The organism is Streptomyces bluensis, assembly GCF_014650715.1.
Taxonomy (GTDB): Bacteria; Actinomycetota; Actinomycetes; order Streptomycetales; family Streptomycetaceae; genus Streptomyces; species Streptomyces bluensis.
In genome coordinates this window covers 625545-638738 of record NZ_BMVM01000001.1, presented here as the reverse complement: position 1 = coordinate 638738, position 13194 = coordinate 625545, and the positions used below count along the sequence as shown (strand labels likewise).

11 protein-coding genes are annotated in these 13194 nt (G+C 71.8%); 6 read left to right on the top strand and 5 right to left on the bottom strand.

The features are described 5' to 3' along the window. Positions 1-11 precede the first annotated feature (11 nt). The 3 genes from IE262_RS02910 to IE262_RS02900 all read right to left on the bottom strand — a co-directional run bounded on the left by IE262_RS02910 (position 12) and on the right by IE262_RS02900 (position 3420). Positions 12-644, bottom strand: coding sequence for a hypothetical protein (locus IE262_RS02910; RefSeq protein ID WP_189871030.1), 633 nt, complete (start codon positions 642-644; stop codon positions 12-14). A gap of 151 nt (positions 645-795) precedes the next feature. Further along, on the bottom strand, positions 796-3063 hold the full coding sequence (locus IE262_RS02905; RefSeq protein ID WP_189871028.1) for a heavy metal translocating P-type ATPase: 2268 nt from the start codon (positions 3061-3063) through the stop codon (positions 796-798). 72 nt (positions 3064-3135) lie between these two features. Next, entirely contained in the window at positions 3136-3420 is a 285-nt protein-coding gene (locus IE262_RS02900) for a heavy-metal-associated domain-containing protein (protein WP_189871026.1), read from the bottom strand. Between the two features lie 195 nt (positions 3421-3615). On the opposite strand from IE262_RS02900, the gene IE262_RS02895 reads away from it, so the two are divergent. From IE262_RS02895 to IE262_RS02885, 3 genes are all read left to right on the top strand, one after another. Further along, positions 3616-4584, top strand: a complete 969-nt coding sequence (locus IE262_RS02895) for a DUF8832 domain-containing protein (protein WP_189871024.1) — start codon at positions 3616-3618, stop codon at positions 4582-4584. Positions 4585-4861: 277 nt separating this feature from the next. Then, positions 4862-6940 (top strand): bifunctional polysaccharide deacetylase/glycosyltransferase family 2 protein, encoded by a 2079-nt coding sequence (locus IE262_RS02890; protein WP_373304962.1) that lies wholly within the window; start codon positions 4862-4864, stop codon positions 6938-6940. Between the two features lie 30 nt (positions 6941-6970). Beyond that, positions 6971-8203: an LCP family protein gene (locus tag IE262_RS02885; RefSeq protein ID WP_189871022.1), complete on the top strand. Its 1233-nt coding sequence runs from the start codon at positions 6971-6973 to the stop codon at positions 8201-8203. A 16-nt stretch (positions 8204-8219) separates the two neighbouring features. Here the strand turns inward: IE262_RS02885 and IE262_RS02880 are convergent, their stop codons facing one another. Further along, positions 8220-9404 (bottom strand): flavin-dependent monooxygenase, encoded by a 1185-nt coding sequence (locus tag IE262_RS02880; RefSeq protein WP_189871020.1) that lies wholly within the window; start codon positions 9402-9404, stop codon positions 8220-8222. A 257-nt stretch (positions 9405-9661) separates the two neighbouring features. On the opposite strand from IE262_RS02880, the gene IE262_RS02875 reads away from it, so the two are divergent. After that, positions 9662-10342, top strand: a complete 681-nt coding sequence (locus tag IE262_RS02875) for a lytic polysaccharide monooxygenase auxiliary activity family 9 protein (protein ID WP_134030391.1) — start codon at positions 9662-9664, stop codon at positions 10340-10342. A 103-nt stretch (positions 10343-10445) separates the two neighbouring features. On the opposite strand, the gene IE262_RS02870 is transcribed toward IE262_RS02875, so the two are convergent. Continuing rightward, entirely contained in the window at positions 10446-11225 is a 780-nt protein-coding gene (locus IE262_RS02870) for a DeoR/GlpR family DNA-binding transcription regulator (protein ID WP_189871018.1), read from the bottom strand. A 124-nt stretch (positions 11226-11349) separates the two neighbouring features. On the opposite strand from IE262_RS02870, the gene IE262_RS02865 reads away from it, so the two are divergent. Beyond that, positions 11350-12240 (top strand): SIS domain-containing protein, encoded by an 891-nt coding sequence (locus IE262_RS02865; protein ID WP_189871016.1) that lies wholly within the window; start codon positions 11350-11352, stop codon positions 12238-12240. Between the two features lie 12 nt (positions 12241-12252). Next, positions 12253-13188 (top strand): class II fructose-bisphosphate aldolase, encoded by a 936-nt coding sequence (locus IE262_RS02860; RefSeq protein WP_134030383.1) that lies wholly within the window; start codon positions 12253-12255, stop codon positions 13186-13188. Positions 13189-13194: the final 6 nt, after the last annotated feature.

Genomic DNA, 13194 nt, shown 5'->3' with positions numbered 1-13194 from the left:
CTCCGGCAGGGTCATCGGGCGCGAGTGAGCCGCGCCACGGGAGGCCCCCTCCGCATCATCACGTCCGCGAGCACCGCACCCCTGGGCGGTGGCCGCTCCAGCCCTGCCCGGAGGAGGACCGGCAGTCCGGGTTCCGCTGCGGCAGGGCGGTCGCTCAGCAGGGCCCAAACCGTGGCGATCCGCGCCCGGACGGAGTCGACGGCCTCCACCAGACCACGGGCCAGGAACCAGCAGGCCGCGTCGGCACGGTGCAGCAGGACGGCGACGAGCAGCGCCGCCCCGGCGTGGACGGCCGTCATGGCGAGCGAGCCGGGCGGGTCCATGCCGTGCCGGGTGTGTCCGGGCACCCCCATGGTCGCCGCGTGGTGCGCGGGCCCGGTCGCCGTCAGCCACAGATGCAGCCCCACCTGCGCGGCACCGCACGTCGCCACCACCGTGGCCAGGGAGCGCGGGCGCCGGGTGCCGGCGAGTCCCACGCCGAAGAGCACGGCGGCCGCCGCCGCGCCCGGCCGCCAGGGAGCCGGTCCGTCGGCGACCAGATGGTGGGCGCTCACTCCCAGCACCGTCCCGACGACCGCGAACACCGTCGCCCGCAGGACGGGCAGAGGCGCAGGACGCGTCGGTGTACGGAGGAGCGTGGTCATGACGCGCCCATCATCGGGCATCGCCCGGCCGGACCGGGGCGAGATCCCTTAAGAGCGGGCTCGTCCGGAATGCGGCGGGCGGGTGGCCTCACTGTCTCCGGCAAGGCCGCAGCGCTGCCCGGGACGGGACCCGGGCAGCGCTGCGGCCGGTTCAGGCGGTGGCGCGGAAGGAGCGCAGGCGGAGGGAGTTGCCGACGACGAAGACGGAGGAGAAGGCCATGGCCGCTCCGGCGATCATGGGGTTGAGGAGGCCGGCTGCGGCGAGGGGCAGGGCTGCCACGTTGTAGGCGAAGGCCCAGAAGAGGTTGGTGCGGATGGTGGTGAGGGTGCGGCGGGCGAGGCGGATTGCGTCGGCGGCGGTGCGCAGGTCGCCGCGTACGAGCGTGAGGTCGCCGGCCTCGATGGCGGCGTCGGTGCCGGTGCCCATGGCCAGGCCCAGGTCGGCCTGGGCGAGTGCGGCGGCATCGTTGACACCGTCGCCGGCCATCGCCACGGTACGGCCCTCGCTCTGCAGTCGCTTGACGACATCCACCTTGTCCTGGGGCAGGACCTCGGCGATGACGTTCTCGGGGGTGATGCCGACCTCGCGGGCGACGGAGTCGGCGACGGCCCTGTTGTCCCCCGTGAGCAGGATCGGGGTCAGGCCGAGGGCGCGCAGACGGTCGATGGCCTCGCCGCTGGTGTCCTTGACGGCGTCGGCGATTTCGAGGACGGCGTGTGCCTGTCCGTCCCAGGCGACGGTGATGGCGGTGTGTCCGGCTGCTTCGGCGCCGGCCCTGGCCTGTTCCAGATCGGTGGGCAGACGGATGGCCCATTCGGCGAGCAGTTGTTCGCGGCCGACGAGGACGGCGTGGCCGTCGACGACGCCCTGGACGCCGAGACCGGGGACGTTCGCGAAGTCCTCGGGCGTGGGCAGCGAGCCCAGCTTGCTCCGGGCCGCGTCGGCGACGGCGCGGGCGATCGGGTGCTCGGAGGAGTGCTCCAGAGCACCGGCCAGCCGCAGGGCTTCGGCCTCGTCGGTGGTGTCGGCGGTGTGCACCGCGCGCAGGGCCATCCGCCCGGTGGTCACGGTGCCGGTCTTGTCGAGGACGATGGTGTCGGCCCGGCGGGTGGACTCCAAAACTTCCGGGCCCTTGATCAGGATGCCGAGCTGGGCGCCGCGCCCGGTGCCGACCATGAGCGCGGTCGGGGTCGCGAGGCCCAGGGCGCAGGGGCAGGCGATGATCAGTACGGCGACGGCGGCGGTGAACGCGGCCGTCAGCCCGGCGCCGTTGCCGAGCCAGAAACCCAGCGTGCCCAGTGCGAGGGCGATCACGACGGGGACGAACACGGCGGAGATCCGGTCCGCGAGCCGCTGCGCCGCGGCCTTGCCGTTCTGCGCGTCCTGCACCAGCTGCGCCATCCGGGCCAGCTGGGTGTCGGCGCCCACCCGGGTGGCCTCCACGACCAGACGGCCGCCGGCGTTGATCGTGGCGCCGGTGACGCTGTCGCCGACGACGACCTCGACGGGCACGGACTCACCGGTCAGCATCGAGGCATCAACGGCCGAGGTGCCCTCCACGACGATCCCGTCCGTGGCGATCTTCTCCCCGGGACGGACCAGGAAACGGTCCCCGACCGTCAGCTCGGCGGTGGGGATGGTGTGTTCACCGCCGTCGGCGCGCAGCACGGTGACGTCCTTCGCGCCCAGTTCCAGCAGCGCCTTCAGGGCCGCGCCCGCCCTGCGCTTGGAGCGGGCCTCGAAGTAGCGGCCGGCCAGGATGAACGCGGTCACACCGGCCGCGGCCTCCAGGTAGATGTTCCCCGCGCCGTCACTGCGCGCGATGGTCAGCTCGAAGGGATGGGTCATGCCCGGCTCGCCGGCAGTGCCGAAGAACAGCGCCCACACCGACCACAGGAACGCCGCCGAGGTACCGACCGAGATGAGGGTGTCCATGGTGGCCGCGCCGTGCCGCGCGTTGGTGAACGCCGCTTTGTGGAAGGGCCAGGCGGCATACGTCACCACGGGCGCGGCCAGCGTCAGCGACAGCCACTGCCAGTACTCGAACTGCACCGCCGGGACCATCGCCATCACGATCACGGGCACCGCCAGGACCACGGACGTGACCAGCCGTTGCCGCAGCGGCCCCAGCCCGTCATCCTCCTGCGCCGAACCGCCCTCACCACCGGGGGACTCGGCCCGCGCCGGAGGCTCGGGCTCCCGCGCGGTGTAGCCGGTCGCCTCGACCGTGGCGATCAGCTCCCGCACCGCCACGTCCTCCCGGAACGTGACCCGGGCCTTCTCCGCGGCGTAGTTGACGGTCGCCTCGACCCCGTCCATACGGTTGAGCTTCTTCTCGATCCGAGCCGCGCACGAGGCGCAGGTCATACCGCCGATCACGAGCTCGACTTCCGCGGTACCGGGTGTGGTGGTGGTCATGGCTGCTCCTCGTACGGGATGGACTGCCGGAGCCCGGGGATGTCCGGGTCCCGGCGGTGCGGGGCGTGCGGGTCAGGCGCGGCCGCTCAGCTCGTAGCCGGCCTCGTCGACGACCTCGGCGATCGCCGCGTCATCCAGCTCGGTGGTGCTGGTGACGGTGACGAGGCCGCTGTCGAGGTCGACCTCGACACCGGTGACGCCGTCCAGCTCGCCGATGGCCTTGGTGAGCGTGGCCTTGCAGTGGCCGCAGGTCATGCCGGAGACGGCGTACGCGGTGGTGACGGCCTCCGTGGCCGTCGCCGTGCCGGCGGTGCCGGTCGAGCAGGTGCCTTCGGCGGAGCAGCAGGACGACGACATGGGTTCCTCCAGGTGGCTGTGTGCGCGGTAGGACCGAATACGGGGAAGGGGTATGCTCCCCGAGTTCCTGTATACCCCTCTGGGGTATCAAGTGCAAGTCGCTGAGTGCGCTTGACTTAGTACCCCCCAGGGGTATTTTGAAGTGCAGGGAAGCCTCCCACTCAGGCAGGAGAGGCCCGTCCTCAAGGAGACCTCATGCATACCGGGCTGAAGATCACCGCGTTCGCCGCCGCACTGGCCGCGACGTTCGGCACCGCCTACGGCGTGGGTAGCGGCGTCGAGCCCGTCGTCGCGGCCAGCGCGCCTGCCGCCCACGACAAGGGGCACAGTGGCCGATCACCCGCACAGGAGGCAGGCGGCGCCCACTCCGGGCACGAGGCGACGCCGCCCGGCGGACTGCAGATCTCCGAAGGCGGCTACACCCTCGACCTGCGGACCCCGCGTGTCGTCGCCGGGCAGCGCACCGACCTCCGCTTCGTCATCCGGGACGACTCCGGCCGCGCGGTGACCTCCTACCGGGCCGAACACGACAAGGAACTCCACCTGATCCTCGCCTCGCGCGACCTGGTCACCTACCGCCACCTCCACCCCGCACGAGCCGCCGACGGCACCTGGAGCACACCCGTCGACCTGCCCAGGGCAGGCGGCTACCGGGTCTTCGCCGACTTCACCCCGGCGAAGAAGGGGGCCGAGAACCTCACCCTCGGCGCGGACCTGGCGACCTCGGGCCCCTACGATCCACAGGACCTGCCCGCCCCGAACAGCACCGCCGAGGTCCACGGCTACGAGGTCGAACTGGACGGAGCCCTGCGCCCGGGCAAGGCGGGCGAACTGAAGCTGAACGTCTCCCGGAACGGCAGGCCCGTCACCGACCTCCAGCCCTACCTCGGCGCGTACGGCCACCTCGTCGCCCTGCGCTCCGGTGACCTCGCCTACCTCCACGTCCACCCGAACGGCGAGCTCGGCGACGGCACGACCCGGCCCGGACCCGGCATCTCGTTCACGGCCACCGCGCCCAGCAGCGGCACGTACCGCCTCTTCCTCGACTTCAAGCACGAAGGGAAGGTCCACACGGCCCAGTTCACGGTCCGGGCCGGGGCGTCCGGAACGCACACGCCGTCGGACGCGAGCGCGGCAGAGCCGTCGGCCGGTCACGAGCACTGACGAGCACCGAGCAGCCCTCCGCGGGCCCCACGCCCGCGGGCCGTTGCTGTGAGGCTCGCTGTTGGGGCCCTGCGGGCGAGCGCCGGTCACTACACTCGCGCCCCATGCACCACGCGAGCCCCCACAGGCAGTCGACGACGCTTTCCCGTCGCCCACCGCGCACCCACGGGCGGAGAAGAGCGCACACGCCCGGCCTTGGGGGCGGGGGAGGGCGCCGGACCGGCCGCGTGCCCGCCACCTGCCGTCGCACCCCGGCCGAGAGGGGGGACGGCATCCCGTGAAGGGCCGCCACAAACAGTCCCGCGACCCAAAAGGGCACTGGCTCATACTCATCCTCGTCCTCCCCGTGATGTTCGCGGTCCTGCTCTTCGAAGGCTGGACCACGCACGAGGTCGACGCCGCGACGACACGCTCCCCCTGCACATCGCCCGCACCGGACGCCGTGGCACGCGGCGGTCCCGTGATCGGTATCAACGCGGGCGGCATCCAGACCGCCTCGATGCCCGCCCGCACCGTCGCCCTCACCTTCGACGGCGGCCCGGACCCCGTCTGGACCCCGCGCCTGCTCGACCTGCTGCGGCAGTACAACGCGCGGGCCACGTTCTTCCTCTACGGTTCCCAGGTGGCGCGTCACCCGGAGCTGGTGCGGCGGATCCGCGCCGAGGGCCACGAGATCGGCTCGAACACCTACACCGGTGCCGTCCTCGGCGAGGCGTCCTCCGCCCGCTTCTCGGCGGAACTCGACCTGACGCGGGCCGCGTTGGCGGGCGCCGCGGGACTGCACCCCAACCTGCTGCGGATGCCGCGGATCACCACACCGGACACACTGTGCGGCCGCGAGTGGCGAGCGGCACGGCAGGCCGCCGGCCGGGGCTATGTGCTCGTCACCGCAGACAGGGCGTCCCGCAAGCCGGCACAGGGCCTGGTCCGCCAGTTCAGCCAGACATCGATCGCCTACCAGCAGACGAGAAGCCTCCTCAGGAACCCGGACGTCGACCGTTTCACCACCGTGTCGGCCGGGCTGAGGCTCGTTCCGTACACGCCCGCGACGACGGGCGAGCGATGGCAGGGCACCGCCCTGATCCAGGTCACCAAGCTCGGGCGCGCCTTCGTGAGCGCCATGACGTGGACCCTCGCGATCGCGGGCGGCCTCGGACTGCTGCGCCTGGCACTGCTCGGCCTCTTCGCCCGGGCCCACGTCCGCCGCCTGGAGAGCTCACGCCCGGGCGCCCCCTGGCTGCCGGAGGTGACCGAACCGGTGACGGTGCTCGTGCCGGCGTACAACGAGGAGGCCGGCATCGAGTCCACGCTGCTGTCCCTGCTGGCGTCCACCCACCGGCAGTTGCAGATCATCGTGATCGACGACGGTTCGGCGGACCGTACGGCGGACATCGCCGAGAGCGTCGGGGACCGGCGCGTGGAGGTGGTCCGTCAGGCCAACGCGGGCAAGGCGGCCGCCCTCAACACCGGGCTGGCCCACGCGCGGTACGACATCATCGTCATGGTCGACGCCGACACCGTCTTCGAACCCGACGCCGTCCGCCGGATCGTCCAGCCGCTGGCGCATCCGGCCGTGGGCGCCGTCAGCGGCAACGCCAAGGTCGGCAACCGGCGCGGCCTGCTGGCCAAGTGGCAGCACCTGGAGTACGTCTTCGGCTTCAATTTGGACCGCCGGATGTTCGAGGTCCTGGAGTGCATGCCCACGGTCCCCGGCGCCATCGGCGCCTTCCGCCGGGACGCGCTGGAGAGTGTCGGCGGCGTCAGCGAGGACACCCTCGCCGAGGACACCGATCTCACGATGGCGCTGTGGCGGGCGGGCTGGCGGGTGCTCTACGAGGAGTCCGCCGTCGCCTGGACCGAAGTGCCCACGTCGCTGGGCCAGTTGTGGCGGCAGCGGTACCGCTGGTGCTACGGCACGATCCAGGCCATGTGGAAGCACCGCGGTGCCGTCCTGGCCCGGGGCGTGGCGGGGCGCTTCGGGCGGCGCGGACTCACGTACATCGCGCTCTTCCAGGTCGCGCTGCCGCTGCTCGCCCCGGTCATCGACGTGTTCGCCCTGTACGGCGTGCTGTTCCTCGACCCCTGGCTGTCGGCCGGGGTCTGGCTCGGTTTCATGGGCTCCCAACTGGTCAGCGCCCGGTACGCGTTGACGCTCGACGGGGAGAGGCTGCGGACCCTGTGGTCGATGCCGCTGCAGTTCTTCGTCTACCGGCAGCTGATGTACCTGGTCGTCATCCAGTCCCTGGTCGCTCTGTTCCTCGGCAGCCGGCTGAAATGGCACCGCATGCGGCGTTCCGGGACGGCCGCTGAACAGATCGGCGGCGGAGCCCCGTATAAGAGCCTGCCGACGAGATGATCCCGATGTGGTGAGGGACTGCACAGGCCGATGAGCGAATGGACCGACCGTCTGCCGGGCGACGAGCGGGGCGGTGGAGCGATCGAGCCCGCGGGCTCCGCCACGGGCCGGGTGACGGGCGGGAGACCGTCCCCGCCCCCGGCACGTACGGCGCCCCTGCCGGGCATGCCGTCGTCCACCGCCGCGGGCCGCACCGACGTGGTGCGCCGTCCCCACGCGCGTCGCGCCGGACCCCACGGGGCCGGTGGCCCCGACCGCGGCGGCAGATCCCCCCGGCGGCACCGCACCCGGCGCCACCGTGCCGTGCGCCTGGCGATTCTCACGCTTGCCGCGCTGCTCGTCTCCCCCGTGGGCGCGTACGTGTGGGCCGACACCGAACTCGACCAGGACGTCGACCTGGGCACGATCGAGGACCGTGTGCCGCGCGGTCGGGGAACCAACTACCTGATCGTGGGCTCGGACAGCCGTGAGGGTCTGTCCGAGCAGGCCAGGAAGGAACTGCGCACCGGCTCGACCGAGGGCCGCCGCACCGACTCGATGATCCTGGTGCACACCGGCTCGGGCGGCACCACGATGATGAGCCTGCCGCGAGACTCCTGGGTGACCATCCCGGCGTTCCTGCGCCCGGAGACCGGCAGGCGCTACGGCGACCAGCCGAACAAACTGAACGCGGCGTTCGCACTGGGCGGCCCCGATCTGCTCATCAGGACCGTCGAGCGCAACACCGGCCTGCACATCGACCACTACACCGAGATCGGCCTGGCCGGCTTCGTCGACATCGTCGACGCGGTCGGCGGAGTGGACCTGTGCCTGGACCGGGCCATCAAGGACAAGAACTCGGGCGCCGACCTGCGACAGGGCTGCCAGACCCTCGACGGCGCCCAGGCGCTGGCGTTCGTACGGCAGCGCAAACAGGAGGCCGACGGCGACCTCGGCCGCACCCGGAACCAGCAGAAGTTCCTCGCCGCACTCGCCGAGAAGGCCGCCACCCCGGGCACGCTCCTCAACCCGGCCAAGGTCGTCCCGACCCTCGGCGCGGGCCTCGACACCCTCACCGTGGACAAGGGCACGGGCCTGCGGGAGATCACATCGCTGTTCCAGGCGATGCGCAAGGTCACGGGCGGCAACGGACGCCAGGTCGACGTCCCCGTCTCCGACCCGGCGTTCGCCACCTCCAAGGGCACAGCGGTGAAGTGGGACATGCCCAGGGCACGGCAGCTCTTCGCACAACTGAGGGAGGACCGCCCGGTGCCCCGCCCATGAGCGGTCGGACCCCGCTCTACAGGAAGGGCGTACCGGCGTCGAGCCCGGACAGGACCCGGCCGTACAGCTCCAGGTTGGTGGCGGGATTCACGAACGAGTGCAGGCTCAGGGCGTGCAGATCGCGCACGGCCCTCTGGATGGGCACCTTCCGGTTCAGCGAGGACGCGCCCGACGCCGAGCCGATCAGGTCGACGGCCTCTTTGCACAGCCGCGTCACATAGCCGCTCTGCGCCCGGATCCGCGCCCGTTGCTCCTCGCTGAACGGCTCGCCGCTCGCCGCACCGGCCTCGATCCGGGCCACGAACTCGGCGGTCAGCAGTTCGGCGCAGGAGATCTTCATGGCCGCTTCGGCCGCCTGCAGATGGGTGACCGCGGCCTCGTTCTGCCGCTCGTGGAAGGTGTACGTGATGCCCCGGCGGTGGATCCGCTCGGTGAACTCCGCCAGGGCCGTCCGGGCCAGGCCGAGCGCGTTCGGCGCCGTCCACGCACAGAACAGCAGCAGGACAGGCATGCGGTAGAACGGGTCGTCGGCGTTGGCCTTGGACGGGAACACACCGCCGAGCAAGGGGCCGATGGGTAACACCCGGTGTGCGGGCACGAACACGTCGCGGGCGACCACACTGTTGCTGCCACTGCCCGCCAGTCCCGAGACGTCCCAGTCGTCGAGGAGCTCCAACTCGGCCATGGGGACGGCCGTCCACAGCACGTCGGGCGGCCCGTCGCCCGATTCCACCCGGGCGGTCAGCAGATGCCAGTCGGCGTACGGGGAGCCGGTGGCGAACGGCGAGGTGCCGTTGACCACGAAGCCGCCGTCCGCCGGGACCGCCGTCGCGTCCGGGATGAGGGTGCCGCTGATCCGTACGTCGGGGCTCGTGAAGATCTCGTCCTGTGCCTCGTCGGGGAAGAGCGACGCGATGAAGGCGCAGCCCGCCTGGATCAGGGCCATGAACCCGGCGGAGCCGCACCCGCCGGATATCTCGGCCAGCGCGTCGACCTGGGTGCGCAGCCCGCTCTGGTAACCGCCGTACCGCCGGGGGACGTTCATCCGGTAGACCCCCGCCTCCGTCAGCGCCGCGACGACCTCCGGTGTCACCCGTCTCTCCCGCTCGGTGCGCGGGGCGTGCTCGCGGATGAGCGGCCGCACGCCCCGCAGACGTTCGACCATCCCGGCATCGGTGCCGGCTGCTGACGAGGGAGCCATGGACGACCTCCGGGCACGACGGGGCCCCCACCGTCCCCCCGGCCGCCCGCGCTGTCAACGCCGCGTTCCCGGCCATCGAAAGAAGTACGCGAACGCATCGAACGCGCCACCGGCGTCGGGGAAGTGGCGCAATCGAATGTTGCGGCCTTGTTGCGCGCGGCGGACTCTGAACATAGTGGGAGCGCTCCCATCTGGCCTGTGCCCCCACACCCCCACAACCGAACGCATCACATCCCCCACATGCGAAGGAAGGCGCAATGGATTGTCATGCGCATGAAAGATCGACCAGATCCACCCTGTCCCGGCCGGGGCTCCTGCTGAGCGTGCTCGGTGCGGTGCTGCTCTGCCTGATCCCGTGGAGCGGCACCGCCACCGCCCACGGGTCGGTCGTCGACCCCGCGTCCCGCAACTACGGTTGCTGGCTCCGGTGGGGCGACGACTTCCAGAACCCGGACATGGCTCAGCAGGATCCGATGTGCTGGCAGGCGTGGCAGGACAACCCGAACGCCATGTGGAACTGGAACGGTCTCTACCGCGACGGCTCCGCCGGAAACTTCCCGGCGGTCGTCCCCGACGGTCAGCTGTGCAGCGGTGGCCGGACCGAGAGCGGCCGTTACAACTCCATGGACACCGTGGGCGCGTGGAAGACGACGGACATCGGCGGCAACTTCACCGTGAAGCTGTACGACCAGGCCAGTCACGGCGCCGACTACTTCCTGGTCTACGTCTCCCGCCAGGGGTACGACCCCACCACGCAACCGCTGAAGTGGAGCGATCTCCAACTGGTCGCCCGCACCGGCAAGTACGCACCCAGCCAGAACTACTCGATCGATGTGAGCACATCCGGCCTGACGGGCCGTCATGTCGTCTACACGATCTGGCAGGCGTCGCACATGGACCAGACGTACTTCCTGTGCAGTGACGTCAACTTCCGTTGATCTGCCGGACCGTTGATCCGCCGGATCGACTGCGGCCGGCCACCGGCTCCATGGTGGCCGGCCACCCGGTCCCGCCGGCAACGCCCCTTCCGGCGGGGCGCGGTCAGACGGTCAGGACCCGCACCCCCGCCTCCTCGAACCGCCCCACCGTCCCCGCATCCACCGCCGTGTCCGTGACCAGCGTGTCCACCGCATCGGTGGCGCAGATCCAGGCGAAGGCCCGCTGCCCCAGCTTGCTGGAGTCGGCGGCGACGACGACACGCGCGGCGCGTTCGCACAACAGACGGTTGATCGCGGCCTCGGACTCGTCGTGGGCCGCGGCGCCGTGGCTGACGTCGAAGGCGACCACGCCGAGGACGGCCACGTCCATGGTGATCTGGCTGAGCACCCCGTCCGCGAGTGGGCCGATGAGCTCGTACGAGGACGGGCGGGCGACGCCACCCGTCAGCACGATCTTGAACTGGGGGCGCACGGCCAGCTCGCTCGCGATGTTGAGGGCGTTGGTGACGATGGTCAGCGCCGGTGAGCCGGAGACGAGGTCGGCGCGCACGGCCAGGGCGCGCGCGACCTCCGTGGTGGTCGTGCCACCGGTCAGGCCCACCGCCTCGCCGGGCGAGACCAGGCCCGCGACCGCCTTCGCGATGCGCTGCTTCTCCGAGGCGTGGCGGGCGGTCTTGTAGCGCAGCGGCAGCTCGTAGGACACGCCGTGCACGACCGCGCCGCCCCGGGTGCGCACCAGCATCTGCTGCTCGGCCAGCTGGTCGAAGTCGCGGCGGATCGTCGCGGCCGACACCCCCAGCTCGGCCGCCGCGTCCTCGACGTCCAGCCTGCCCCGTTCGACGAGCAGTTCCAGCAGCGCCTTCCACCGGGCGTCGCGCGACATCCGCACCCTCCGTTCGCCGACCTCCCGGCGACCCTAACGCACACCCCGCCCCCGGCTACTGCTTGATTGTGCTTGAAAGCTGGCGTTATGTTGCACGAACAAGCATCCGGGGAAGGGGTACGGCATGACGCATGTCGAGGATGAGCTGACCAGCCAGCCCGAGTGCTGGACCCGCGCGGCCGCGGAGGCGGCGGGGCACGCGGGGGTGCTGCCCGAGCCGGGGGAGCGCGTCGCGATCGTGGGGTGCGGGACGTCGTACTTCATGGGACAGGCCGTGGCGACCCTGCGCGAGCGGGCCGGCCAGGGCGAGACGGACGCCTTCGCCGCCTCCGAGTTCCCGCACGGCCGCCCGTACGACCGGGTCGTCGCCCTCACCCGTTCCGGCACCACCACCGAGGTCCTCGACCTCCTCGGCCGACTGCGTGGCCGTACGCGCACGGTCGCGATCACCGCGGACCCGGACACGCCCGTGACGACGGCCGCCGACGACCTGGTCGTACTGGACTTCGCCGACGAACGGTCCGTCGTCCAGACCCGGTTCGCGACCACGGCCCTCACCCTGCTGCGCGCCCACCTAGGGCTCCACACCGACGCCGCCGTCACCGACGCGCGCACCGCGCTGGACACCCCGTTGCCCGAAGGTCTCGTCGACTGCACGCAGTTCACCTTCCTGGGCCGCGGCTGGACCGTCGGGCTCGCGAACGAGGCCGCCCTGAAGATGCGTGAGGCCTCGCTGGCGTGGGCCGAGGCGTATCCGGCGATGGAGTACCGGCACGGCCCCATCAGCATCACCACCCGGGGAACCGCGACCTGGATGCTCGGAGAGGCACCTGAGGGCCTGGCTCACCAGGTGCGGGGAACGGGTGGGTTGTGGGTGGCCGACGGCCTCGACCCGCTCGCCGGACTCGTCCGGGCCCAACGGCTCGCGGTGGCCGTGGCCGCGGCCCGCGGACTCGACCCCGACCGGCCGCGCCACCTCACCCGTTCGGTGATCCTCGACCCGACCAGCCGCTGACCAGGAGGAGCCGTGCCGCTCACCACGACCGGTGAACTGATCACCAGGGCCGCCGCGGCCCGCACCGCGGTCCCCGCGTTCAACATCATCAGCCTGGAGCACGTCGAGGCCGTCGTGGCGGGCGCCGAGTCCGCGGGCGCGCCGGTCATCCTCCAGGTCAGCGAGAACGCGGTCAGGTTCCGCGGCGGACGGCTGCTCCCGCTGGCCCGCGCCGCGACCGCCGCGGCCGAACAGGCGAAGGTTCCCGTCGCACTCCACCTCGACCACGTCCAGAGCGACGACCTGCTGCGCCAGGCGGCCGACGCCGGGTTCAGCTCCGTGATGTACGACGCGTCGCGCCTGCCGTACGAGGAGAACCTCGCCGCGACCCGGGCCGCCGTGGACCTGGCGCACACCCAAGGGATGTGGATCGAGGCGGAACTGGGCCGGGTGGGTGGGAAAGACACGGACCGGGTGGGTGGGAAAGACACGGACCGGGTGGGTGGGAAAGAAGCGGCGCAGACCGCTGGCAAGGCGGGGGTGCCGCCCCTCGACGCGCACGCACCCGGCGCCCGCACCGACCCGGATGAGGCACGCGCCTTCGTCGCCGACTCCGGCGTGGACGCGCTGGCCGTGGCGATCGGCAGCGTGCACGCGATGACCACGCGCACGGCCACGCTCGACCACACCCTGCTGGGGCGCCTGAACGCCGCGTTGGACGTGCCCCTCGTCCTCCATGGCTCCTCCGGCGTCCCCGACGCCGAACTGCGGGCGGCCGTCGCGGGAGGCATCGCCAAGGTCAACATCGGGACGGCGCTCAATGTGGCGATGACAGGCGCGGTGCGGGACTTTCTCACCGAGCACCCCGACGTCGTGGACCCACGAAAGTACGTCCGTGCGGGACGGGACGCCATGGTGAAGACGGTGACCCGGCTCGTCGGCGTGCTGTGTGCTCGGCCCGCTCCCTGACGACCC

Coding starts and splice junctions, on each gene's coding strand:
- IE262_RS02910 (WP_189871030.1), bottom strand. CDS start 644: ATGACCACGCTCCTCCGTACACCGACGCGTCCTGCGCCTCTGCCCGTC.
- IE262_RS02900 (WP_189871026.1), bottom strand. CDS start 3,420: ATGTCGTCGTCCTGCTGCTCCGCCGAAGGCACCTGCTCGACCGGCACC.
- IE262_RS02885 (WP_189871022.1), top strand. CDS start 6,971: ATGAGCGAATGGACCGACCGTCTGCCGGGCGACGAGCGGGGCGGTGGA.
- IE262_RS02870 (WP_189871018.1), bottom strand. CDS start 11,225: ATGTCGCGCGACGCCCGGTGGAAGGCGCTGCTGGAACTGCTCGTCGAA.
- IE262_RS02875 (WP_134030391.1), top strand. CDS start 9,662: ATGGATTGTCATGCGCATGAAAGATCGACCAGATCCACCCTGTCCCGG.
- IE262_RS02880 (WP_189871020.1), bottom strand. CDS start 9,404: ATGGCTCCCTCGTCAGCAGCCGGCACCGATGCCGGGATGGTCGAACGT.
- IE262_RS02895 (WP_189871024.1), top strand. CDS start 3,616: ATGCATACCGGGCTGAAGATCACCGCGTTCGCCGCCGCACTGGCCGCG.
- IE262_RS02905 (WP_189871028.1), bottom strand. CDS start 3,063: ATGACCACCACCACACCCGGTACCGCGGAAGTCGAGCTCGTGATCGGC.
- IE262_RS02865 (WP_189871016.1), top strand. CDS start 11,350: ATGACGCATGTCGAGGATGAGCTGACCAGCCAGCCCGAGTGCTGGACC.